The sequence below is a fragment of the Gemmatimonadota bacterium genome, assembly GCA_026706345.1.
GTDB lineage: Bacteria > JAAXHH01 > JAAXHH01 > JAAXHH01 > JAAXHH01 > JAAXHH01.
Window position 1 is genome coordinate 23400 of the sequence record JAPOYX010000239.1, and the last position, 23525, is coordinate 46924.

Consider the following 23525-nt stretch of genomic DNA (forward strand, 5'->3'; position numbering starts at 1 on the left):
CCTCGGGCTGAATCGGGTCGCGCGTACAGAGATGGATACATGAACAATATCGTGGTCTTCAGCGGCTCTTCCCATCCCGCTCTGTCGGAAGAGGTATGCCACTATCTGAACGTACCGCTGAAAGCCAGTACCCTGACACGATTCAGCAATGATTGTCTCCAGGTCCAGTTGAACGCGAACTGCCGGGAAGGGGATGTTTACATTATCCAACCCCTGGGACCGCCCGTGCAGGAAAACCTGGTGGAACTGCTGTTGATGCTGGACGCCGCGCGCGGGGCATCGGCGGCACGCGCCACCGCCGTGCTTCCCTATTATTCCTACTCGCGATCCGACAAAAAGGATGCTCCCCGCATATCCATCGCGGGACGCCTGGTAGCCGACCTGCTGGGAACAGCCGGAGCCAATCGCATTCTCACACTGCAAATGCATCAACCGCAGGTTCACGGTTTTTTCAGTATCCCGGTGGACCATTTGAACGCGATCAAGGTCCTGGCGCAACACTTCCAGCAGCGCGACCTGAGCAACACCGTCGTCGTATCGCCCGACTTGGGCAATGCAAAGAACGCCGCCCATTTCGCGCGGCAACTGATGTTGCCGGTGGCGGCGGGCAACAAGCGCCGCATTTCGGACGAAAAGGTCGTAATCGACATGATCGTGGGCGACGTTTCCGGCAAGAACGCGATCATCATGGACGATGAGGTCGCGACAGGCGGCAGCATCATCGAACTGATCGAACGATTGAAGGAGCGGGACGTACAAAGGGTGTCTGTCGCCTGTACGCACGGCATATTCAGCGGAAGGGCTGTTGAGCGGTTTAAAAACTGTTCCCGTATCGACGAGATCGTCACGACCAACACGGTACCCATAGGCGAAGAAAAACGTCTTCCTAATATGGTGATTCTTTCGGTCGCCTCGTTGCTGGCCGAGACGATTCGCAGGATCCACAACGGTGAATCGGTGAGCAGCCTGTTTGCCGACACGATGTAGTTTCCGGTCGGCCTGGCCGGAGCGTTTGATCCGGGCGTGTTTCACGTTTTAAGGACACCGGACTGATTGCCGAACTCGATATCAACCTGTTCACGGAGGAAAAGGATGGATAAGATCAAGCGAAGGGAGTTTCTGAAGACGGCATCTACGGCCGGACTGGCCGGAGGAGCCGCGCTGATGGCTGGATGCGGGTCGGGACAGGAAAGCGGCGGTCCCGCCATCCGCACGGACAAGACCTATGAATGGAAGATGGTCACGACGTGGACGCCGAACCTGCCTATTCTACAGGAGAGCGCGCGGCTTCTGGCCGAATGGGTGGAGGAAATGTCCGAGGGGAGGATGAAGATCACGGTGTACGCGGGCGGTGAGCTGATCCCAGCTCTCGAGGGATTCGAAGCGGTGAGCCAGGGCGTGGCGGAAATGGGACACGGCGCCGCGTACTACTGGGCAGGCAAGGCACCTGCCACGCAGTTCTTTTCGTCGGTACCCTTCGGAATGAACGCGCAGCAGGTCACAGCCTGGCTCTACAGCGGAGGCGGCTTGCGGTTGTGGGAGGATATCTACGCCCCCTTCAATCTGGTCCCCATGCCCGCGGGCAATACCGGATTCCAGATGGGGGGATGGTTCCGGCAGGAGATCAACACCGCCGACGACCTGCAGGGACTGAAAATGCGCATACCCGGCCTGGGGGGAGACGTGATCAAGCGGGCGGGCGGTTCGGCCATTCTGTCTCCCGTTGGAGAGATCTACACCAACCTGGAACGCGGCGTCATCGACGCTACCGAGTGGATCGGTCCTTACCACGATTACCTCATGGGATTCTACCGGGCGGCTCAGTATTACTACTACCCGGGCTGGCATGAGCCGGGAACCGTGACGGAACTTATGGTCAACAAGAGCGCCTTCGAGGAACTGCCGCAGTACCTGCAGACGGTGATTCGGACCGCGGCGGCCCGATCGACCCATTGGGTGCTGTCCGAGTTCGACGCCAGGAACAATGAATACCTGCAGAAACTGATAAACGAAGAAGGGGTACAGCTTCGCCGGTTCCCCGATACCGTGCTTAGGACTCTCAAGGGATACGCGGACGAAGTCATCACCCAGCTGATCGACACGGACGAAGACAGCAGGAAAGTGTACGAGTCCTTCATCGCTTTTCGGAAGACGGTAAGCGGCTGGACGGACCTGGGAGAGAAGATCTACTACTCCGGCGCCATGGGGTAAGGCGGAATCTAAGCGGGGACGGCCGGGCGGAGCACCTTGCCGTCTGCACCCGGATGAGTCATCATCCGAATACGCCGTCTATCCGGGCGATCCAGCCCGTCGTCGCGTCGCAGTACAACAGGTCGTCTCCGCAACGCGCCAGGCCGTGCGGTTCCGGATGATCCGGGCCGATATGGATCTCGTCGCGCACTGTACCGGTCTCGATATCCATCTTGGCAATGACGCGGTCCACCTTGAATACCATCCACAGGGCATCGTCTTCGGTCCTTACGACACCGTGCCCGGCGTCGTAAGGCAACGGAATAACTCTTTTTACCGACCAGTCCGGGATACGAACCTGGGTAAGCGTTTTCTCCTGAAGCGTGCTGAGCCAGATCGTACCCTTTTCCACGAAATCGTAATCCAGGCCATGGGTGCCTCCAGGGGCGGGCAGCGGCCGGCGAAGCAGCGTAGCTCCGGTCCGGGGATCGACCTTGAGTATCTCGCCCGTTCCGGCCGGAGCGTCGGTATCCTTCGGGAAGCGCCACCGGTCGCCCGGACCGTTCGCGGCCAGCCAGAGCCCTCCTTCGCCAAATGACATGCCGCTTGAATTGGAGGATTCGGTCGGCAGCTCGCGGAGTATTCTGGATACGCCGTACTCGTGCGGAGCTTCCAGGGCCAGGAGTGCCACGCGATCGGTCAATTGATCCACGACCCACAGGCCTTCGCCGGTGACCTGCAGGCCATTGGGCGCTCCGTAGGGCGCCCGCATGTATCGGGTAATGCCGGGGTTCATAGCGGTTTCCTGGATAATCGATTCTCGACTTAAAGGATCCAGAGGTCCTTTCGACTTCGTTCATTTAGTCCTGCGATACAGCATCCGCAACCGCAGATCATTCCCGGTCCTTGAGGCGCGTCCAGCCCCTGCCCGGGTTATAGGGCTTCGCTTCGTGGTAGCGGTCCCGGAGTTCCCTGAAGGCTTCCGGCGTCCTGATCTCCCGCTCGGGACGATTCGAATCCCGGATCACGAAGTCCGCCTCGCTCGGATAACAGGCCATGGTGACCGGGTCCCTTTCCGGTGTATACGTTTCCGGATCCTCCTCCGCGTTGTTCGGCGCGTCCATGGACTGATACCTCAGGTCGATGCTCCAGCGAACGATTTCGGAACGGTTCACAAAGGAAGCGTGGGGTGTAAGATTGGTCATGAACAGGACATTACCCAGTTTCATTTCCATGGGAATAGGTTTGTTCTCCGGCAATTCGTCCCCCGGGATCTCCAGGTAGCCTCCATGCCCGCCCGTGTAGTGCCGGAACACACCTTTCTTATGAGCGCCAGGTATTACGTATAGGCATCCGTTTTCCACAGTAGTATCGACCAGGGGGATCCAGCAGGTCACGATCAGGTGCCGGTCGCAATGGGGCAGGAAGTAACCGGAATCCTGGTGCCACGGCACTTCCGTCCGCTCATACTCGGGGATCTTGGGACGTATGCGATATGCGGAGGCCCCAACGATGTCCGGTCCGATCAGGTCTGAAACACAGTCTACCAGTTTCGCGTTCCGCAACAGGGCCAGCATCGCCTCGCCGCTGAATCCGCCTCCACCCCGGCCCATAATCATTCCCATGATCACCTGGCCGGCTTCTTCGGATTCCTTGTATATACGGGCGAGCCGGGTCTCGAAGCCCTCGTTCTCGTAAAGACCGGCCAATTTACCGTCGCCGTGCAGTTTCTTCGCTCCACGATCGACGATACCACTTAAGGCGGTTGTCAATGGACCCAGATCACCCGGCGCCAGCAATCCCGCCTTAACCAGATATCCCCGCGCTCTGAACTGTGCGATTTCCGTCTGTGAAAAGCCCAAGGTACCTCTCCCGTACTTACTGGATGGGGCTCCGCGTGCCGCCCGCTCCTCGTACCGCCTACTCCGCGTGCGGCAGGACCTTCAGAACGCGGAGCCCTCCAGCCAGCCGTCAGATCCGCAGCATGTCGGATACGTCCAACTCAGTCCTGGGCTGGTAGGGTTTCAGGAATCGCATGATCTCTTCCGACGTGGGCAGATCCAGGGCATCGCGCGTGATGGTCTTGAGCTCCTGGTAATCCGCCGACCGGATCAGGCTCTTGATCTCCGGAATATCGATCGGGCTCATACTGAGTTCGTCAACGCCCAGGCCCAGCAGTATGCAGGCCGCCAGCGGATGAGCGGCCATGGCGCCGCACACCCCGACCCAGATATCGTTGTCGTGCGCGGCATCGATAATCGATGCGACCAGCCGGAGCACAGCCGGGTGGCACGGATTGTACAGAGAGGCGATACTCGAATTGCCCCGATCGGCCGCCACCGTATACTGGATCAGATCGTTCGTTCCGATACTGAAAAAGTCCACTTCCTTCGCTAGATCATGGGCTGTAAGCGCGGCAGAAGGAATCTCGACCATGATCCCAACCGGCATCGATTGACCGACAGGCACCCCGTCTGTGAGCAATTCATCCCGCGCCTCATCAAGCAGCGCCTTTGCCCGTCGCAGTTCATGTACTCCGGAAATCATTGGAAACATGAGGCTTACGTTCCCCTCGACACTGGCTCGCAGGACGGCCCGCAACTGTACTTTGAACATTTCCGGACGATTGAGACAGAGTCGAATACCCCGCTGGCCGAGGGCGGGATTGGCTTCGTCCGGCATCTGCGTCGGCATCTTGTCCGCCCCGAGATCCAACGTGCGTATGATTACGGCATGGGGCGCCATGCGTCGGGCGATATCCAGGTAGGTTCGGGTCTGTTCTTCTTCGGAGGGTAACTCGTTGCGAACCAGGTAGAGGAACTCGGTACGATACAGGCCTATGCCGTCCGCGCCATGATTCAAGACGTCTTCGAGTTCGGCCGGCAGTTCGATGTTTGCCGAAAGCTCGATACGCCTGCCGTCCCGTGTCTCCGCCGGAAGATCATGAAGTTCCTGCAATTCATGCTCCAACACGGATAACTGGGACTGCGTTTCCTCGTACCTGCCGACGGTTTCGGGATCCGGGTCGAGATGGACCATCCCGGTGTTGCCGTCGATGATGATCATCATGCCATCGGTGATTTCCTGCGTGGCGATATTGGCGCCGACCACCGCCGGCACGGCCAGACCACGGGCCACGATCGCCGTATGCGACGTCTGGCCTCCGGCGTCCGTTATGAATCCGCACACCGAATCCCGGTCGATTTCCGCCGTATCTGAAGGGGACAGGCTGTGGGCTACGAGCACAATCTTTTCTTCCGTGGCTTCGATCCGGGGCCGGGCGCTGCCCGTGAGTTTCGCCAGTACCCGGTAATGCACGTCTTCGAAATCCGCGGTCCTTTCACGGAAGAACGGATTCTCGATCGAGGAGTAACTGGATATCCATCCTCTCATCACATCGTCGAAAATATACTCTGCATTGGTCTTTTCCCGACGGATACGGACGATGGTGACGTCCACGACTTCCGGATCCTCGAGCACTGCCTGGTGGGTACGGAAGATCTTCAGGATGTCCTGGTCGATATCAACCGCGATACGGCGCTGCAATTGGGTGAGGTCGTTCAACGCCTCGTCGACCGCGCCTCTGAATCGTTCGATCTCCTCTTCCACTTTGTCGGGAGGAACCGGGCGCTGGTGTATGGCGGCGAAACGGCGATTGTAGACGAAAGCGCGGCCGATGGCGATACCGGGTGACGCCGGAATGCCTTTCAGTGCGCGGCGCTCTTCGCTCATTTCACGCCTCCTGATCCTGGTCGAACATCTCGGTTATGGCCTTCAGCGCGTCTGTTTCATCGGGACCTTCAATCTCGACGGTGATGGAACTGCCGTACTCGGCAGCCAGCATCATCACGCCCATGATGCTCTTTCCGTTCACCGGCACAGCGTCCTTGACCAGGGTGACTTCCGATTCGAACATGGAAGCCGTGCGGACCAGTTGCTCCGCGGGCCGCATGTGCAGACCCTTTCTGTTCTTAACGGAAACAGTTTTCCTTACCAAGGCGCTTCCCGATTCAGTCAGCCGTACGTGATCCGCGTCTATTCGTAATCTTCCCTGCGGTACCGGACTCTTTCGCCTTCCTTCATGACTTCCAGCACGCGCTGATTCAATATCGACGCCGGGTTTATTCCGACAACTTTAAGGAGATGCCGCAGCGCGACCACCTCGGAGATTACGGTCAGGTTTTTGCCCGGATTGATCGGAATGCGGACATAGGGCAGTTCCGCGTCGAGCAACGTCGTGGTCTTCTCGTCGAGTGCCGTGCGTTCGTAGTCCCCATCGCTGTTCCAGTCTTCCAGGTTCACCACGACTTCTATCCGTTTACGTACGCGGATGCTCCGGATGCCGAACATGCGTGTGACGTCGATAATCCCGACCCCTCGAATTTCCATGAAATGCTGCGTTATCGTGTTGCTCGTCCCCATGACGATGCCGCGCCGCATCCGGTACGCGGTCACCACATCGTCAGCCACCAGCCTGTGGCCGCGTTCCACAAGATCGAGGGCCGTCTCGCTTTTGCCGATTCCGCTGCGGCCCGTAAACAGAAGCCCCACGCCGTAGACGTCGACCAGCGCGCCGTGTACCGTCGTCATCGGCGCGAAATAGGGCTCCAGGTACTCGATCAGCGAGTGTACGAAGGCATCCGTCGTCAGGGTGGTTCCCAGGACGGGCGTATCGAACCGCTCGGCGGTTTCGGTCAGTTCCGCCGGCGGCTCCATGCCCTTCGTAATGACCATGCAGGGGATGCCCATACCGAACAGCCGGACCAGCGACGCACGCCGCTGTTCTCCGGACAGGCTCTTCAGGTAGGTTAATTCGGTTTCTCCCAGGATCTGAATCCTGTTGTTGGAAAACCTGTCGACAAAACCCGACAGCGCGAGTCCGGGCCGATTCGTCTCCGCGTTGGTTATCTTCCTGGAGAGTCCCGTTTCACCCGTCAGCGGCGACAGTTTCAGATCGACCTGTTCTACCAGGGACTTGATCAGCAGGGCGCGCGATTTCAAGGGCGATATCGTGGCCATCGGTCATTTTCAAGGAGATTGGTTTGGATCGATCCTGAATCGCCATTCCTAACGCTTCAAGACGCGTGCGTGCCGAAGCCTTTCAATGGCGCCTTACCCGGTGGTCGTGCAACTTGCCATTGTGCTTTTTCAACTGAGTTTCCATCTTGTTGACCGCCTGATCAAGTGCGGTATAGGCCTCGGCGTCCTCTTCCTTGCTGGTCAGGACGTGACCTCCGACATGCACGTTCAGTTCGACCATGTACCGGTATTTTTCTTGAGAGACAATAAGATCTGCGCTCAGAATATTGTCGCTGTAACGGTTCAATCGGTCCATCTCTCTATCAGCGTGCTGCTTGTATGCGTCTGCCAGTTCGCAGTGGCGGGCTGTCATGGTTTTCTGCACGGTCGCCTCCCTTCGCTGTGTTTCTTACGGGTTAGATCCTTCTGCGCATCCGCGCTATGGGTATCCCCAGGTTCTCGCGGTATTTCGCCACGGTCCGCCTTTTGATCTGCACACCCTCTTTCGAACGCAGGATCTCCTCGATGGCCTGATCACTCAGTGGTGCGTGCTCGTCTTCTTCCGCGATGATCCGGGCGATTCGGTCCTTGACCGTCTTTGTCGCCAATTGGCCGGCCGGGGCTTCGTCCGTATGCTCCGATGACTTCTTCTGCAACCTGCCGTCAAAGAAAAACCTCAGCGCGTAAATCCCCCTGGGGGTTTGTATATACTTGCCCTGCGTTGCCCGGCTGACGGTCGTTACATGCAAACCTACCTTGTCAGCGACCTCCTGCAGAATCATCGGTTTGAGACGGGACAAGCCCGAATCCAGGAATGCACGCTGCGCTTTGACGATGCAGTTCGTGACTTTCAACAGGGTAGACCGCCGTTGCTCGATGGAGTTCACGAAGTGGTTGGCCTCGGTCAGCTTCTGCCGCACGTACCGCCGGTCTTCTTCGGTGGAGTGCTCGCCCCGGCTCAGGATGGCCTGATAGGCATGGCTGACACGAACCCTGGGCAAGTTGCGGTCGTTAAGGTATACGACGTATTCCCCCTCCATCTTTTCGACAACCAGATCGGGGTGTATGGAGATTACAGACGAATCGCTGATGGCCAACCCCGGGTGGGGGTTGAGTCCCGAGATCACATGCAGGGCATCCCCGACATCGTTCTGGGAAGTCCGGGTTTTCCTCCGAATTGCCGCAATGCGCCGCAGTTTGACGTCTCGCCAGTGTTCCGATACCATCCGGTATGCCAGCGATTCGCGCAGGTTCAGCGCATCCAACTGCAACATCAGGCACTCTCGCAGGTCCCGCGCGCCCACGCCGGTGGGTTCGAGGGTCTGTACGACCTTCAGAACCCGTTCGGCCTCGTCGAAAGGTACGCCGGACTCCAGCGCCAGATCCTGCAACGGGACGTCCAGGAGGCCGCTGTCGTTCAGGTTGCCGATCAGGTATTCGCCGATTTCCCGATCCCGGACGGATAGTTCGAGAAGATGCAACTGCTCGATGAGGTGCTGGGTGAGCGTCGGGCCCGACTTCCCCTCGCGTTCCAGGATATGCTGGTCTTCCCGCTTTTCGGTCTCCTCGCGGGAATCCATCTGGTTGTGCATGCCGTCACGTATGTAGGCATCCCAATCGACTTCGTCCCGGTCAGGCGTCATGTCCCCGGGATCGTCCTCGCGCGTCGGGTCCGGCTCCTCCGCCAGCGGTTCTCCCGCCGGTCCATCCTCCGGTCCGTCCTGTCCGTCTGGTTCGCCCGTCTCCTCCTCCAGTTCCAGCAGGGGGTTCTCCTCGATTTTCTCCTTGATCTCCTGCTCGAGTTCCACCGTGGTGAACTGCAGCAGTTTGAGCGAATACATCAACTGGGGAGAAAACTGCTGCCTTGTCTGCGGTTGGAGATGAAGTTCCATGGGTGTGTCTTCCGGTTATTCCAGGCGGAATCGCTCGCCGAGATAGATGCGGCGCGCTTCGGGATCGTCGGCCAGGGCTTCGGCCGTACCGGACAGGTATATACGGCCGTCGGCCATTATATAGGAACGGTCCGTAATCTGCAAAGTCTCCCGGACCATGTGATCCGTGACCAGTATACCCAGTTTCCTTTCCTTGAGGCGCCCGATGACTTCCTGTATATCTTCCACTGCAATAGGGTCGATCCCGGCAAAGGGTTCATCGAGCAGTATGAACTTCGGTTCGGTGACCAGAACCCGGCTGATCTCGGTTCTTCGCCGTTCGCCTCCCGACAGCGTATAGGCTCTATGCTTGGCCAGATGCGCAATGCCGAAATCCTCCAGCACAGCCTCCATTTTCTGGCGCCTGGCCTTGCGGGTCATGGGCAACGTCTCGAGAATGGACATCAGGTTCTGTTCCACCGTCATCCGCCGAAAGATCGAAGGCTCCTGGGCCAGATAACCGATCCCGACGCGCGCGCGCCGATACATTGGCCACCGCGTAATCTCTCTTCTCTTCCCGGTTTCCCGATCCTCGATGAGCACCTGTCCGGACCTTGGCTTGACCATGCCGACGATCATATAGAACGAGGTGGTCTTCCCTGCCCCGTTGGGACCGAGCAGGCCGACCACCTCGCCCTGGTCTACGCGTAAGCTCACATCGTCAACGACGCGGTGATTCTGATAGGATTTTACCAGGTTCTCAGCTTGCAGGCACTGCACGGGCCCTCCGCTTTCAACGGTTTCCGTCTTCGTCTTCCGGTGTGAGATAGGTCCCGTCCACACCGCCATCCGCGTTCACCTTGACCAGTTCTCCCCCGTCCAGCTCGATCACGATTTCTTTCGCCCGGACCACGTTATGGCCAGCCGGTCCGCTTTCGAGCGTGGTAGGGTTGTAGGTACTCACCGCATTGCCCTGGGCCGTGATCGTCCTGACGGATTCCCCCGCGAAGTCCACGACCATGCTGCGGCCTTCTATAGTGCTGCGGCTTGCCTGGTCTCCCTGACCCGCCTGGCCCGCCTGGCCCGCCTGGCCCGAGCGGGCGGTCCCTTCCGACTTTTCCGCGGCATATGAACCCACGGCGTTACCCGTAACCAGGGCTTTCGTAACCTTGCCGTCCTCCATTTCGAGAACGATTTCATCTCCGGTGATCTCGCTATGGGCGCTTCGGATCACCGGATTGCTGATTAAATCAATCTTTTGGCCTTCGCTGTCGTAGCGCAACGTATCGCAAATCCCTTCCAGCGTTCCCTTCACTACCTTGACTGAATCGAACACTTCGGCGGCTCGATTATCGAAGGTGTAAGTCATACTGATCCCCGTCACCACGATATCGCTCTCATCGTTCTCCTGGCGCTTGATCAACCGGGGTTCGCCGCTGAATCGCGCGCTTTCCGTCTCCTTGAAATACTCCGCGCGGTCACAGTAAATGGTCACCTCTTCCCTTTCATCCACAACCACGACCGATTCCTGCGCTACCGCTTTCAGCAGGGTATTGGATTCCGTGAAATAATATTCCAGGCGGCGGCCCTCGATGTTGATCCTACTTTCGTCCTGCTGCCAGGTCATATCCGGTTCGCCCGTCGCCACGGCGCGGTGAGGCTCCTGGGTAAATACCATGCGGATACCCGTCAGCGCCACGCCGTCCAACTCGTCTTCGAGTCTCACCCGGCCCGTAGCGACGGCCGTTAGATCGTTTTCGTAGTATACTGCCGCGTCGCCGGTGAGCGTGCTGGTCTCGCGGATCATGCGCACGTTTCCGGCAAGATGCACGATTCCGTTTAGGCGATCATAACGTACCCTGTCACTTGTCAGCACGGTACTGCCGTGCAAGAGCCGCACAGAACCGAGCAGGTCGAAGATCTCGTCGAGACCGGTAGCCCTGAGACTATCCGCTTCTTCGATTTGCACCGGCTCGCGACGTTCCTGCGCTATCGCCTGCGGGACGGAGACCGCGACCAGGAAGCAGACCGAAATCAGTGACATGACGTACGTATTTCTACGGTACAATATACCTGAATTCCGGCTGGACGTCAAGGATAGGTCCCTTTGAGAAACAGCTGGCGAAGCGACGTACGGCAGCCCGGTCAGTTCGACTGCGCATCCGGTAGAAACTGGCCCTTGATGTTGCGGCGGATGATATACTGACGCATGCCCGGATCGGCTTCAAATCCATCGCCAGCAATGACATCCGTGTCCCCGGTCAATCTGACGGCGGCGTCCGTTTCGATACGGTTCTTCGCGTTTACCCAGGTCAGGGAATCAGTTTCCAGGGTGCCGCGTTCCGTGCTGTGGACCGTTACGCCGCCCCTGACGCGCAGGTCGTGGGTCTGCCCGTCGATCTCACCCTGCTCAGCTTCGAGTGTCGAGGCCAGGCTGCCGTCTTTTTCGTAAAACTCGACATGGACTCCCCCGTCCATGATGGTAACGTTTGTTTCCGAAAAATACAGACGGTGGCCGGCCTGGATCGTGGCTTCCTGCCGGCCGTGCCGGCTCAGGTAGATCGTCGTATTCCATGCCTCCTGATCCGGAAGGATATCCTGGTTGCCGCTCTCCACCACCTGCTGATCGACGGATCGACAGGCAGCCGAGCATACAACTGTAGCTATGAACAGGTACGACAGCCAGAAGCGGGCGTGCCTTTCTGCGTCGCGAAACTTCGGGTGAGGCCAAATCCGGGGAATAGGCAAAGTCGACATGCCTGAATATACCTTGCATTGCCTGGAGGTGCAAGATCAAGTTGCGGTCGAAGGCCTGTCAAGCCAGCCTGGACGCTTTCCAGCGGTCGTGCATCCATACCCATTGGGCCGGCGCCTTCCGGATGAACCGCTCCAGTTCCGCCGTATACGCGCTCGTCGTCATTTCCACGTCTTCCGGAGCCCGGCCGGCGGACCGAATCGGCGGGCGGACGGTTACGAGGTGCGTATCGTCCGCCAGGCGGTGAATGGCCATGGGAACGATTGGCGCACCGGCCCGGTCGGCCAAGACGGCGGGGCCGGTAGGTGTCCGGGCGGGCCTGCCGAAGAAAGGCACCGCAATACCGGCCCCCCGGGTGTCCTGGTCCACCAGGAGCCCGACGACGTGCCCCTTCCGCAGCGCGCGAAGAACGGCGGCGGCAGCCCTGTCGCGGCTGACGACGTTTAATCCGCCGCGCACCCGGTTTTTCAGCAGGAGGGCGTCCAGCCGGGGATCATAGAGGGGCGCGGCCACCACGGTGACGGTGAAGCCCTTGAGGGCCAGGAACGTCCCCATCAGTTCGAAGTTGCCCAGGTGGGCGCTTACGGCTACTACACCTCTCCCCTCGTCATAGGCTGATTCCAGGAAGGAAAGTCCTTCGGCCCGGACCAGGTCGTCCACATTCGCCGCCGTGACCCTGGGCAGACGGGCGGCATCGACAACGTTCCTTCCCAATTCCCGGAACACGGACCTGCCCAGTTGTCTGATCTGTCGGCGGGACTTTTTGTCGCCGTAGGCCAGCGTGAGATTGGAAAGGGCAAGGCGCCTGGAATGACGCGCAACGTGGTAGGCCAGCCCGCCCATCCACCCGCTGACAGACAACGCCGTCCGTCGCGGAAGCGCGTTCATCAGGCCGACGAACACGCGCGTACCGTGATAGACCGCAGTATTGCGCAGGCGTTTGATCAGGGAGGCCACGAGTGCACCTGAATGCGGCTCATGAAGCCGCGTGGGGCCGTACGGCCTCGTCGATCGCCATAAGGCTTTCCAGCAGGGGTTCCAGACGATCAAGCGGCAACATGCTCGCGGCATCGCAAAGCGCTTCGGAAACACGGGGGTGTGTTTCTATGAATACGGCGTCGCATCCCGCTGCCACGGCCGCCTTGGCGAGGGGCTCGATGAATTCGGGCGTTCCCCCGCTCGTGTCGCTGCTCGGGCGGCCGTACAGCCGGACCACGTGGGTGGCATCGAAAACCACGGGGTATCCTGTCCGGCGCATGATGGCCAGCGATCGCATATCGGCGACGAGGTCGTGATATCCAAAGGAGACGCCGCGTTCAGTCAGGAGTATCTGCCTGTTGCCTGTGCTTTCTATCTTGGACACCACCGCGGCCATATCCTCAGGCGAGAGAAACTGTCCCTTTTTCACGTTGACGGGCTTTCCGGTACGGGCGAGGGCCAGGGTCAGTTCCGTTTGCATGGACAGGTGCGCGGGAAGCTGCAGCATATCGAGGACCTCCGCGGCCGCGTCCACTTCCTCCACGCTGTGCACGTCCGAGAGCACCGGAACGCCCAGGTCCCGGACTTTATGGAGCACGCGCAGGCCCTCGTGCATCCCCGGGCCCGTGTAGTAGTCGACAGAAGAACGATTCGCCTTCGCGTAGGATGACTTGAATACGAGCGGGATCCCCAGCCGGCCGGATATCGCGACCAGGCGTTCGCCCGTTTCCATGACCACCGCTTCGCTTTCGATCACGCAGGGGCCCGCAATCAGTGCCAGCGGCCTACCTCCGCCGATGGCGACGTCTCCGACGGCGACCTCTTTCATGAATTCCCTTCCTCGGCGGCCAGCCTTCGCTGCGCCTTTTCCAGGTCCTCCGGCACATCGACTCCCAGCGGGGCGTAATCGGTCTCTTTCACCATAATGCGGTAACCATGTTCGAGCGCCCGCAGCTGTTCCAGCCGTTCCGCGCATTCCAGTGGCGTCGGCTCCAACGCGGCGAAGGCAAGCAGAAAAGCACGCCGGTATCCATAAAGCCCCACGGTATTGTAGTACCGGGTCCGGCGCAGGCAGTTCCCGTCGATGTTCTCGCCCGGCCAGGGCAACGGCGACCGGGAGAAATACAGCGCCCGTCCCTGCCGATCGAATACGACCTTCCCCATATGGGGGTTGAGCAGGTCTTCCGGACGGGTTATGCGGTGCGCGAGGGTCGACATGGGCACGTCGGGATCGTCGAGCAGGGCCTGCACCACGGTATCGATGGCCTCGGGCGTTATCAGCGGCTCGTCGCCCTGTATGTTGACGACGACGTCCGAATCCAGGTCCCGGACGGCCTCAGCCAGCCGGTCGGTACCGCTGGGATGATCACGGGACGTCATGATGGGCTCGCCGCCGAAACGGCGCACCACATCCGCGATCCTCTCATCGTCGGTCACGACGTAAAGGTCGGTCAGGCGACGGGCCCGCCTGGCGCGCTCAAACGTATGCTGGATCATCGGTTTGCCCAGCAGGGTTGCCAGCGCTTTGCCGGGGAATCGGGTCGAAGCGTAGCGGGCCGGAATGAGCCCCGTGATTTTCGTTTTACCGGATGCCATCTCGCGTTCAGATCACCTTGGGGACCGTGAAATGACCCCGGTCCGAAGAAGGCGCGTTGCGCAATGCTTCCTCCTGGGACAAAGACGGTCCGATTTCGTCACGGCGAAAGACGTTTTTCAGATTCAGCACGTGGGAAGTCGGTTCCACGCCGGAGGTGTCAAGCGTATTGAGCTTCTCCATATAGGCCAGGATGGCGTTCAGCTGCCCGACCAGTTGTTCCCGTTCGTCGTCCGAGAACTTGAGATGGGCGAGCGAGGCGACATGGTCCACATCTTCGATTGAAACCGTCATGGCATACCTCTTTCCAGGCACCTGCCCGCTGCCGGCACCTATTCAGATCATCTCCAACGCGGCGTACTTGACGATCACCTTCTTGGTCGTATCGGAAAACCTGATCGTCGCCCTCAGGTCGTCCCCGCTTCCCGCGACCTGGACGATGCGACCCTTTCCCCAGACGGGGTGTTTGACGTCCTGCCCCCGGGAGATCCGCACTCTGCCCATGGGCGTCTGCACGACCCGGGGGGACGTGATGTCGTCGTCGAACGGGGTATCGGAGGGCTTTTCATCCTGTTTCCATGAAGTCCGTGCGTAAGACGGGCTGGTACGCTCCCGGGCAGTCAACTCCTCGGGAATCTCATCGAGGAAACGGGACCGCAGGGAATTCATCGCTCCGCCGTACAACCGCTGTCCGCCGTTGTAAGTACGCCGCAAACTGGCGTGGATAAGGAATAACCTTTCCCGCGCGCGTGTGATCCCCACGTAGAACAGCCGCCGCTCTTCCTCCAGGTCTGCAAGACTATCCATGGAACGAGCGAGAGGGAACAGGCCGTCTTCCATGCCCGTGATAAAGACATTGGGAAACTCAAGCCCCTTTGCATTGTGCAGGGTCATCAGGGTGACGCAATCCACGGATTCGTCCCACCGGTCGATATCCGTCACAAGCGCCACTTCTTCCAGAAATACGTCCAACCCGACAACCCCCTGCCCTTCTTCCGGTCTTTCGGTCGCCTCTTCCAGCGCGGCCACAAGTTCATTCACGTTCTGCACCTTGGCCTCGGCCTCTACGTTCCTCGCGGCGTCCATCTCCAACTGCTGCAGGTAGCCCGTTTTTTCCAGCAGGCACCTCGCCGCCTCAGCTCCGGATATCTCCTCCAATCTCGATCGGGTTCGCAACAGGAACTCCCCGAGATCCACGGCGGTGCGAGCGGCTTTACCCGAAAGACCCGACTCGCCGGCGCGGTACAACGCCTCGACGTAGTCTATCCCACGCTCGATGGCAAGGTGCTCGATGCGGCCCACCCTGACGGCGCCAAGACCCCGGGCGGGCGTATTGACCATTCGGCGGAAACTGATGACATCCCTGCCGTTAACGAGGATCTTGAGGTAAGCCAGAACATCCTTGACTTCTTTCCGTTCGAAGAACCGGACGCCACCGACGATGACGTAGGGAAGGCCGGCCCGGCGTAATTCATCCTCCAGGGTGCGTGATTGCGCGTTGGTACGATAGAGCAGCGTGAAATCCCTCAGAGGCCGCGGGGTGCCGGCGCGCATTTCCTGAATCTTCCGCGTTATCCACCGGGCTTCGTCCCGGTCGTCGATCGTTTCGACAATGCCGATCTGCTCACCGGACGGATTGTCCGTCCACAACTCTTTGCCTTTCCGGCCCTTGTTGTGTTTGATGACCGCGTTTCCCGCCTTCAGGATGAGCTGAGTGGACCGGTAATTCTGTTCCAGGCGGATAACCCGCGCTTCGGGATAGTCTTTCTCAAATTCGAGGATGTTGCGTATGTCGGCGCCGCGCCAGGCGTAAATGGACTGGTCGTCATCGCCCACCACGCAGAGGTTCCGGTATTTCCGGGCCAGTCGGTTGATCCATTCGTACTGGGCGCGGTTGGTGTCCTGGTATTCGTCCACCAGGATGAACTGGAATCTCTCCTGGTAGCGGTTCAAGAGGTCCGGATGAGTTTCGAATCCTACGGCCAGCCGCATGATGAGATCGTCGAAATCCAGCGCGTTGCAATCTTCCAACGCCTTCTCGTAGGCCTCGTAAACCCGCGACACCACTTCCTTTTCGAAGAAATCCCCCTGCTGCGCCTTGTACTCGCGCGCCGAAACAAGTTGATCCTTGGCACCGCTGATATGACTGCGCACCGCCTTCGGGGCAAAGCGGTTTTCGGAGATCTCCAGTTCTTTCATCACGCGCCGGATCAGGGCGAGCCGGTCATCGTCGTCGTAGATCCCGAAATCGCGCCGAAATCCCAGGGTCTCGGCTTCGCGCCGTAAAATCCGCGCCGACAGGGAATGAAACGTGCCCACCCACTGGGGCACGTCGCCCCGGCCGAGCATGCGGTCGATCCGGTCCTTCATTTCCGCCGCCGCCTTATTCGTGAAAGTGACGGCCAATATGTGAAAGGGGTCTACGCCGAGTTGTTCAATGAGGTAGGCGATCCGGTGGGTCAGCACGCGTGTCTTGCCGCTCCCGGCGCCGGCAAGGACCAGCAGCGGGCCATCTGCATAGGACGCAGCTTTGACTTGGGCGGGATTCAATACCGCATCAAGGTTCATTCACCGTTCCCAAACGGCCGTGTGGGAGGACTGTGAATCCAGTATTCAGCCTGCTTCATCCATTTGGAAACTACGGCGAGCAGCGCGCTAACATAATACACGCCCGCGAGAGACTCTGTCAATAGAATCATGGTTCACGCGACAACCGTCCAGGGTCGTCCCAGTCAAAGATTCGTTGAATATCCAGTGTGTTCTATATATTATGGCGGATTGATTCCAACCCGTTCAACCGAAGCGAAAACACGGGGTCGCTGTTTATGCTGGACTGCCTGACGGATCGTGGAACCTTGCCCGATGACGTTGAAGCCTTTGAAAATGCCCTGGCTTGCACGCCAAAGAGCCTGCACGGACCGCTGGGGAAGCGATTCCGCGTCGATAAACCGATTTACGTGGTCAGGGCTCCCGCACGACTGGACTGCATGGGCGGTATCGCGGACTACAGCGGCTCGCTGGTTTGCGAGATGACCCTCGACCGGGCGGTTCTGATGGGCATCCAGGCCCGCGACGACCGACAGGTGGCCATACACAGTGCCGGCGTAGACGCGATGGGCATGTCACCGGACGTTACGCTGGCGCTGGAAGATCTGACGGCCGGCAGGGCTACCGGGGACTACGATACCTTGAAACTGCGTTTCTCCAGGACGCCGGAATCCGCCTGGGCGGCGTACGTAGCCGGGGCATTCAGTGTGCTGCAGGGGGAAGGATACATGGGTCGTTTCCCCCACGGAGCCACGATCGTGCTGGTGAGCAACATCCCGCTTCGGGTGGGCGTGTCTTCCTCGGCCGCGCTGGAAATCGCGGCCATATACGGACTGAGCCTGCTGTATGGGATCGAACTGGACGGCATGGACCTGGCCGTCCTGTCCCAGAAGGTGGAGAACCGTGTGGTCGGCGCGGCATGCGGCATCATGGACCAGGTCACCTGCGCCCTGGGTACCCGGGGCCGCCTGCTTTCCCTGCTTTGCCAGCCCCATACCGTACGGGAACAGATTCCGGTTCCGGAGGGGGTACATTTTATCGGGATAAACTCCGGCATCCGCCGCGAAATCAAAGGCTCAAGGTATACGAACAGCAGAATCGCCGCTTTCATGGGCCTGGCGATCATACAGGATCATTTGCGTTCGGGTAACGGAGCCGCGGCGAATTCCCACCTGGGCTACCTGTGCAATTTATCCACGACCGAATACGTGGAATCCTACCGGTCCCTGCTTCCACCGAGCATCTCGGGCCGGGCATTCGAACAGCGCTACGGGGGCACGCCCGATCCCGTGACGACCGTTGACCCCGAGGCGTTGTACAAAGTGCGCAGCCGGGTGGAACACCCGGTTTACGAACACCGCAGGGCGACGGAATTCACCGAGTGCATCCGTCTGGCGGGCGTTACGGAACAGGCCGGGTCTCTCGAGCAGGCTGGCAGGCTGATGTACGCGTCGGACTGGAGTTACACGCACCGGTGCGGGCTCGGTTCGACCGAAACGTCCTGGATCGTCAGAGAAACGAGGAAGCTGGGCTTGGAAGCAGGATTCTACGGAGCCAAGATCACGGGCGGCGGAGCGGGGGGGACGGTCGCCGTCGCGGGCAACGACCGTATGTTCGACCACCTGGGTCATCTGCTTAAGCGTTACGGTGAAGCGACCGGTATCGAGGCCGAACTCTTTACCGGAACTTCGCCTGGCACCCTTGAGTTCGGGCACCGCGTCTACCGTATAACCTGAGCATTCGCGGCGGGAGCGAAGGAGTCGAAAGGATTGAAACGCATACGAAAGGCGGTCATACCCCTGGCGGGCCAAGGCATCCGCATGATGCCGGCGACACGCGCGGTGCGCAAGGCGCTGTTCCCCATTGTGGACGTACGGGGACGCGCAAAAACTGTTTTGCAACTGATCATGGAAGAAGCGATTAACGCGGAAATCGAGGAAATCGGCCTGGTGATCGCGCCGGAAGACGAGGCACTGATTCGCGCCTACTTCTCGCGGTTGCCCGGCCCGTTAAAATCCGCGATCGGAAATCGAGCGGACTTGCTCGCCGCGGCCGAATTCCCCGGTGAACTCTCGGAGAAGCTGACCATTATTCCGCAGGATCGTCCCCGGGGGTTCGGCGATGCGATCCTCCGTGCGGGAGCCTGGATCGGAAACGATCCGGTCCTGGTCATGCTCGGCGATCACCTGTACCTCAGCGGGGAGGAACGGTGCTGCGCGCGTCAGTTGCTGGACGCCTTTGCGGAACTACAGGCACCGGTCTCAGGCGTGATCCGCAAGTCCGTCGACGCCATAAAACACTTCGGTACCGTTTCGGGCTGTCCCGTGCCGCGGTGGAACGGGCTTTATAAACTTGACGCCGTGGTGGAAAAACCCGAAACAGTCCTGGCACGAGACCGGCTACGGGTAGAGGGCATGCCGGCGGATACATACCTCTGCTGGTTTGGCCTGCACGCCATGACGCCGGATCTGATCTCCTGCCTGGCGCGAATGGCAAGAGACGGCGCCACCGACGAAGGCGAACTGCAGCTTACCGGAGCGCAGGCCATGCTGGCGTCTCAACGGGCGTACTTCGCCCTGGAAATAAACGGTGAGCACTTCGATACGGGTTCGCCGGACGGATACGTCGAGGCCGTGGCGGCTTTCGCCGATCCTGCTCGTCCCTGACAGAGCCCTGATCACCGGAGTTGATCCGGTACGGTAAGCCGGCTGCGAACGCCGGTTGGAAGTCACGAAACAGATTAACCCCGGCGGCATAGTACGCCGTTCACAATAGAAAGGGAATCTGATACCATGTCTGAACAGCAAGCCCCATCACGAGAAACCCTCGAATCCCTGCTCATTCCGAGTACGGCCACACTGACTTCCGTGCTCACTGAGTACGGTTTGTATAACACTTTCATGCAGGACGTCGCGCCACTTGCGCCCGGCACGCGCATGGCGGGACCTGCTTTCACGCTGCGGTACATACCCGGCCGTGAAGACATCACGCACGTACCCGTGGACAACCTGACGGACATGCAACGCATCGGTATCGAAAGCATCCGGCAAGGTGAAGTGCTCGTGATCGACGCGCGGGGAGACACCAGGGCCGGTGTCATGGGCGACATCCTTGCCACGAGAATCCTGCAGCGCGGCGCCGCGGGAGTGGTGAGCGACGGCGCGTTCCGGGATACTCCGGCCATCGTCGAAGCCGGGCTCGCCGCGTATGCAAGGTCCATGAACGCCCATAACAGCAAGAGCGTGCACTACCCGAGCGATATACAGCGCCCCATCGCCTGCGGCGGCATAGCCGTTTTCCCGGGAGACATCATCGTGGGCGATGCGGAGGGCATCGTAGTGGTACCGCGCCACCTGGCGGAAGTGGTAGCGGAAAAGGCCGAGGCGCAGGAGGAGCGCGAAGTCTTCATCCTGCAGAAGATCCAGCAGGGACACAGCATCATCGGCGTTTACCCGCCCGATGAAATGACCCTGGCCGAATACGAAGCCTGGAAGGCGAAAAAGGGCTGAACGCTCAACCGGTGGCCAGATCCGCTATGCGTTGCAAGGCCACCACCGCCAGCAGTCTCTCCTCGGCGTGCAGGGTCCTCGTCCGGCCTTCGGATTCCAGGTCCGACAGCACCCTGTACGCCAGTTCGATATCGTCCCGACCCGCCGCTGGTCCTCCAGCGGGTGCCGCATAATCGGCAGAACGATCCGGGCGTTTCGGGCCGGCCGCCCCTTCCGGACGCGCTTCCCCGACGACGTCCCGAGCGACCTCCACGAGCAGCTTCAGCATCTCCCCGGTCTGTTGCCGCTCGAAAGCATTCATGGCGCGGTCGACGGCGGCCGTGTACTGATTCCTGGTATCTCTTTCGACATACGACCAGCCGCCCAGCTGCCGGCGAACAGTCCGGAATATCCGCACCATCGCCCGATCCTGGTCCATCTCGCCGGCCTGAAGCAACCGGTACAGGAGATCCGGTGCACCGAGCAGATGCCCTGCCGACATGACCAGCACGCCCCGCTCGAGGCTGGTTTCGCTGGTCCGTATAAGATCCTGAAGCCGGCCGAGGATCCCTGTACTTCCCATCCTGGCCAGCGTTTCCAGGGCGGACTGTACGATCGCTGGGTCCCGCTCATGTTCGAGCAGGGCTTCCAACGCCGTTTCCGCGCGCCGGTCTCCGATCCTATCCAGGGCGATAACTGCGCTTCTTCGGATTCCCGGGCGCTCATCGTGCAGCAGGGTCACCAGGATGTTGAGGCTAAGCGACGAAGGCACCGCGCCCAGGGCTTCCACGGCCTCTTCGGCGATGTCCGACGAGGGGTTGCCCACGCATTCGAGCAGCGGATTGACCGCCTCCTCCGCACCGATCCTGCTGAGGGACTGTACGGCCTCCCGCCGTACGTTACGATCGCTGTCATCGAGCAGCGCGATCAACTCGTCCACGGCCAGGTGGCTGCCGGTTTCACCCAGTTCACGGGCGGCTCGTGCCCGGACCGATGGATTGCCGGATTTCCCCATGCGCACGAGGTGCCAGAGGGTCGCGATGGGATTCCCCTTGCGCACGCGGTTGATCACGTCCCTGGAAGAAACCTGCGAATCGGAGACCAGACGGGCCAGCAGGCCCATGTAGGAGATTCGAAGCACTCCGTTGGCAAGGAACAGGTATTGCAGGCCCGCGAAGGTGTAGCCGAAAAACGATACGGCAGGGATGGAGGTACACAGGTCCGCGGCTATTCCTCCCAGTACGGCACCACACGCCGCGCACCCTCTCGAGACCGCGGAGTAGCATCCCAGGAAAGCGGATCGGTTGGCCGCCGGGGCCGTCTTGACGATGAGATTGAAGCGGGCGGTACTCCATCCCGCGCTCATGCTGCCGCCCCAGACCTGCACCAGCGGCACCATGATCCAGTAGTTTTCCAGGGTCACGAATCCCCATCCCAGCGGAAACAGGGCCAGTCCCGCGGCAGTAATCGACATGACCGGCTTGTAACCGTACTTGTCCGCCAGGTAACCCCAGAAGGGATTCATGATGACCGTGGCAATGGTCTGTATGGCCGAGAAAATCGCGATCTGGGCGTAGGAGACTTCAAGCGTCCGCAGCATGTAGACGGTAAAGAAAGGCGCGGCGATCTGGGCAATGAGGAGCCGGCCCGAAACCAGGAACATCAATCTGCGAAAGGGACCGTGACGGAAGGGGAGGCGAAGCAACTGGTTCGAAGGGATGTCCTCCCCCCGGCTTTTCTGTGGTTCGGGAATACGGGACCAGGCCCAGACCCCGAAGCCGGAGAAGACCACGGCCACGACGAATATGGAGCTGAAGCCTTCCTGTGAATCTCCAGCGGCGTACGTACTCAGGAAGAATCCCGCGCAGACCGACGTGATCAGACCGGCGGATGCCGTCAGGCTACGCTGCCGGGCGACGAAGCGGCCGCGTATCTCGTCGGGAACCAGGTCGGTCAGCCAGGACTGACGCGCCGGGGAAACCAGAGACATGGCTGCCTTCGAGAGGGCGATGAAGGCCATGAGCGCCAACAACTGGTACCCCTCGAAGAAGAGAAAGGGGATGAAGGCGATGGGCAGCCAGAGCGATGAACTGATGCCATTGGCGAACAGGCACAGCGTCTTGCGTCGGGGCAGGCGTTCGATCAGCAGCGGCGAGAAGGCTTGCAGCAACTGGCCGATGGAAATGGACGCGGAGATAAAACCGATCATGGCGCTGGATGCGCCGAGATGCAGCGCGTAACCCGTGGTGTAGACGCCCGTGGTAATCGCCGAATGAACCGACTCGAGCATACCGTTCACGTTCCACATGCGCATCCCGCGCGCCGTCTGCAGCCGTGTCAGTTTCTTATCTTCTTGCACGATCCCGTTTCCCTGGAATTAACCTATCCCGTATATACTGTCCGGCACGCGTGCGTGATTCTCTACACCTGCCCGGTTACTCCTGCCCGGCATCCCTATTCCTGGCCTGCTCGTTTCTCGCGTTCCCATTTCTCGCCAGCACCCAGCTGACCGCCGTGCCGACCCCCAGGTTCACGGCCAGCGCCATGGGACTGATCCACATGAAACTGACCGGGTCGTTCCCATCGGGCAACATGCCGAACAGCGGACCGGAAAAGGCGATCAGCGAGGCGGTGAGGATGCCGCACACGGCGCCTGCGACGACGCCTGCCGGGCGGGCGAACGGCACGAACAACGCGAAGAAGAAGAGGGCGAATATGGGTGTTGTCAGCAGGTTTGAGGTCTTGTTGGTCACCGCCGTGATGTTGCCGGGCACCAGTTCCATCAGCGAACTCGCGCCTACGGCTATGGCGCCTATGACGAACGCGAGCATTTTCGCCGTACGCGTCAGTTGTTTCTCGGTTGCCGGCGACCTCCTGAACCGGTCGATGAAATCAGTCGAAACCACCGCCGTGATCGCATTGACCCCCGAGTCCAGGCTCGACATGGCGGCCGCGAACATGGCGGCAACCACGAACCCGGACACGCCGGGCGGAAGGTAGTAGGCGATATAGTGTGGGAAAACATGGTGCGCCTGTCCGTCCAGGTCGGCGCCGGCGGGGAGCAGATCGGGTTGGGCCTGGAA

Annotated in this window: 22 protein-coding genes; 5 read left to right on the forward strand and 17 right to left on the reverse strand. The window is 60.1% G+C overall.

Annotated elements, in window-relative coordinates:
• Positions 1-39: 39 nt before the first annotated feature.
• Both OXG98_17350 and OXG98_17355 read left to right on the forward strand, forming a co-directional pair.
• Positions 40-987, forward strand: coding sequence for a ribose-phosphate pyrophosphokinase (locus tag OXG98_17350; GenBank protein ID MCY3773776.1), 948 nt, complete (start codon positions 40-42; stop codon positions 985-987).
• A 105-nt stretch (positions 988-1092) separates the two neighbouring features.
• Positions 1093-2211: a TRAP transporter substrate-binding protein gene (locus OXG98_17355; protein ID MCY3773777.1), complete on the forward strand. Its 1119-nt coding sequence runs from the start codon at positions 1093-1095 to the stop codon at positions 2209-2211.
• A 61-nt stretch (positions 2212-2272) separates the two neighbouring features.
• Here OXG98_17355 and OXG98_17360 read toward each other — a convergent pair whose 3' ends face one another.
• The 15 genes from OXG98_17360 to OXG98_17430 all read right to left on the reverse strand — a co-directional run bounded on the left by OXG98_17360 (position 2273) and on the right by OXG98_17430 (position 16975).
• On the reverse strand, positions 2273-2986 hold the full coding sequence (locus OXG98_17360) for a hypothetical protein (GenBank protein MCY3773778.1): 714 nt from the start codon (positions 2984-2986) through the stop codon (positions 2273-2275).
• Between the two features lie 97 nt (positions 2987-3083).
• Positions 3084-4052: a phytanoyl-CoA dioxygenase family protein gene (locus OXG98_17365; GenBank protein ID MCY3773779.1), complete on the reverse strand. Its 969-nt coding sequence runs from the start codon at positions 4050-4052 to the stop codon at positions 3084-3086.
• Positions 4053-4161: 109 nt separating this feature from the next.
• Positions 4162-5922, reverse strand: coding sequence for a phosphoenolpyruvate--protein phosphotransferase (gene ptsP / locus OXG98_17370; protein MCY3773780.1), 1761 nt, complete (start codon positions 5920-5922; stop codon positions 4162-4164).
• Position 5923: 1 nt separating this feature from the next.
• A complete protein-coding gene (locus tag OXG98_17375; protein MCY3773781.1) occupies positions 5924-6187 on the reverse strand; it encodes an HPr family phosphocarrier protein in 264 nt (87 codons plus the stop codon).
• Between the two features lie 38 nt (positions 6188-6225).
• A complete protein-coding gene (gene hprK / locus OXG98_17380; GenBank protein ID MCY3773782.1) occupies positions 6226-7191 on the reverse strand; it encodes an HPr(Ser) kinase/phosphatase in 966 nt (321 codons plus the stop codon).
• Between the two features lie 100 nt (positions 7192-7291).
• A complete protein-coding gene (gene raiA / locus OXG98_17385) occupies positions 7292-7594 on the reverse strand; it encodes a ribosome-associated translation inhibitor RaiA (GenBank protein ID MCY3773783.1) in 303 nt (100 codons plus the stop codon).
• Between the two features lie 31 nt (positions 7595-7625).
• Positions 7626-9101, reverse strand: coding sequence for an RNA polymerase factor sigma-54 (gene rpoN, locus OXG98_17390; GenBank protein MCY3773784.1), 1476 nt, complete (start codon positions 9099-9101; stop codon positions 7626-7628).
• Between the two features lie 15 nt (positions 9102-9116).
• On the reverse strand, positions 9117-9860 hold the full coding sequence (gene lptB, locus OXG98_17395; protein ID MCY3773785.1) for an LPS export ABC transporter ATP-binding protein: 744 nt from the start codon (positions 9858-9860) through the stop codon (positions 9117-9119).
• 13 nt (positions 9861-9873) lie between these two features.
• Positions 9874-11124 carry a hypothetical protein gene (locus tag OXG98_17400; GenBank protein ID MCY3773786.1) on the reverse strand — a complete coding sequence of 417 codons (1251 nt, stop codon included), beginning with the start codon at positions 11122-11124 and terminating at the stop codon, positions 9874-9876.
• Between the two features lie 101 nt (positions 11125-11225).
• Positions 11226-11837: an LPS export ABC transporter periplasmic protein LptC gene (gene lptC / locus OXG98_17405; GenBank protein MCY3773787.1), complete on the reverse strand. Its 612-nt coding sequence runs from the start codon at positions 11835-11837 to the stop codon at positions 11226-11228.
• Between the two features lie 58 nt (positions 11838-11895).
• Positions 11896-12792, reverse strand: a complete 897-nt coding sequence (locus OXG98_17410; protein MCY3773788.1) for a lysophospholipid acyltransferase family protein — start codon at positions 12790-12792, stop codon at positions 11896-11898.
• A 19-nt stretch (positions 12793-12811) separates the two neighbouring features.
• The gene (gene kdsA, locus OXG98_17415) at positions 12812-13642 is read right to left on the reverse strand and encodes a 3-deoxy-8-phosphooctulonate synthase (GenBank protein MCY3773789.1); all 831 of its coding nucleotides are present in this window, start codon (positions 13640-13642) and stop codon (positions 12812-12814) included.
• Positions 13639-14409, reverse strand: coding sequence for a 3-deoxy-manno-octulosonate cytidylyltransferase (kdsB, locus tag OXG98_17420; protein ID MCY3773790.1), 771 nt, complete (start codon positions 14407-14409; stop codon positions 13639-13641). Before kdsB ends, kdsA begins: the two co-directional genes overlap by 4 nt.
• Before the next feature lie 7 nt (positions 14410-14416).
• Entirely contained in the window at positions 14417-14701 is a 285-nt protein-coding gene (gene gatC / locus OXG98_17425; GenBank protein ID MCY3773791.1) for an Asp-tRNA(Asn)/Glu-tRNA(Gln) amidotransferase subunit GatC, read from the reverse strand.
• A gap of 42 nt (positions 14702-14743) precedes the next feature.
• Positions 14744-16975 carry a UvrD-helicase domain-containing protein gene (locus OXG98_17430; GenBank protein MCY3773792.1) on the reverse strand — a complete coding sequence of 744 codons (2232 nt, stop codon included), beginning with the start codon at positions 16973-16975 and terminating at the stop codon, positions 14744-14746.
• A gap of 287 nt (positions 16976-17262) precedes the next feature.
• Between OXG98_17430 and OXG98_17435 the strand changes: the two genes are divergently transcribed.
• The 3 genes from OXG98_17435 (at position 17263) to OXG98_17445 (ending at position 20463) form a co-directional block, all read left to right on the forward strand.
• Positions 17263-18690 carry a GHMP kinase gene (locus tag OXG98_17435; GenBank protein MCY3773793.1) on the forward strand — a complete coding sequence of 476 codons (1428 nt, stop codon included), beginning with the start codon at positions 17263-17265 and terminating at the stop codon, positions 18688-18690.
• A gap of 33 nt (positions 18691-18723) precedes the next feature.
• Complete coding sequence (locus OXG98_17440) at positions 18724-19620, forward strand: sugar phosphate nucleotidyltransferase (GenBank protein ID MCY3773794.1); 897 nt, start codon at positions 18724-18726, stop codon at positions 19618-19620.
• A 126-nt stretch (positions 19621-19746) separates the two neighbouring features.
• Positions 19747-20463 (forward strand): ribonuclease activity regulator RraA, encoded by a 717-nt coding sequence (locus OXG98_17445; GenBank protein ID MCY3773795.1) that lies wholly within the window; start codon positions 19747-19749, stop codon positions 20461-20463.
• Positions 20464-20467: 4 nt separating this feature from the next.
• Here the strand turns inward: OXG98_17445 and OXG98_17450 are convergent, their stop codons facing one another.
• Entirely contained in the window at positions 20468-22801 is a 2334-nt protein-coding gene (locus OXG98_17450) for an MFS transporter (GenBank protein MCY3773796.1), read from the reverse strand.
• Between the two features lie 76 nt (positions 22802-22877).
• Positions 22878-23525: sodium-coupled permease (locus OXG98_17455; protein MCY3773797.1), on the reverse strand; the 648-nt coding region annotated here is incomplete at its 5' end.

Coding starts and splice junctions, on each gene's coding strand:
- OXG98_17350 (MCY3773776.1), top strand. CDS start 40: ATGAACAATATCGTGGTCTTCAGCGGCTCTTCCCATCCCGCTCTGTCG.
- OXG98_17355 (MCY3773777.1), top strand. CDS start 1,093: ATGGATAAGATCAAGCGAAGGGAGTTTCTGAAGACGGCATCTACGGCC.
- OXG98_17360 (MCY3773778.1), bottom strand. CDS start 2,986: ATGAACCCCGGCATTACCCGATACATGCGGGCGCCCTACGGAGCGCCC.
- ptsP (MCY3773780.1), bottom strand. CDS start 5,922: ATGAGCGAAGAGCGCCGCGCACTGAAAGGCATTCCGGCGTCACCCGGT.
- rpoN (MCY3773784.1), bottom strand. CDS start 9,101: ATGGAACTTCATCTCCAACCGCAGACAAGGCAGCAGTTTTCTCCCCAG.
- OXG98_17400 (MCY3773786.1), bottom strand. CDS start 11,124: ATGTCACTGATTTCGGTCTGCTTCCTGGTCGCGGTCTCCGTCCCGCAG.
- lptC (MCY3773787.1), bottom strand. CDS start 11,837: ATGTCGACTTTGCCTATTCCCCGGATTTGGCCTCACCCGAAGTTTCGC.
- kdsA (MCY3773789.1), bottom strand. CDS start 13,642: ATGAAAGAGGTCGCCGTCGGAGACGTCGCCATCGGCGGAGGTAGGCCG.
- kdsB (MCY3773790.1), bottom strand. CDS start 14,409: ATGGCATCCGGTAAAACGAAAATCACGGGGCTCATTCCGGCCCGCTAC.
- gatC (MCY3773791.1), bottom strand. CDS start 14,701: ATGACGGTTTCAATCGAAGATGTGGACCATGTCGCCTCGCTCGCCCAT.
- OXG98_17430 (MCY3773792.1), bottom strand. CDS start 16,975: ATGAACCTTGATGCGGTATTGAATCCCGCCCAAGTCAAAGCTGCGTCC.
- OXG98_17445 (MCY3773795.1), top strand. CDS start 19,747: ATGTCTGAACAGCAAGCCCCATCACGAGAAACCCTCGAATCCCTGCTC.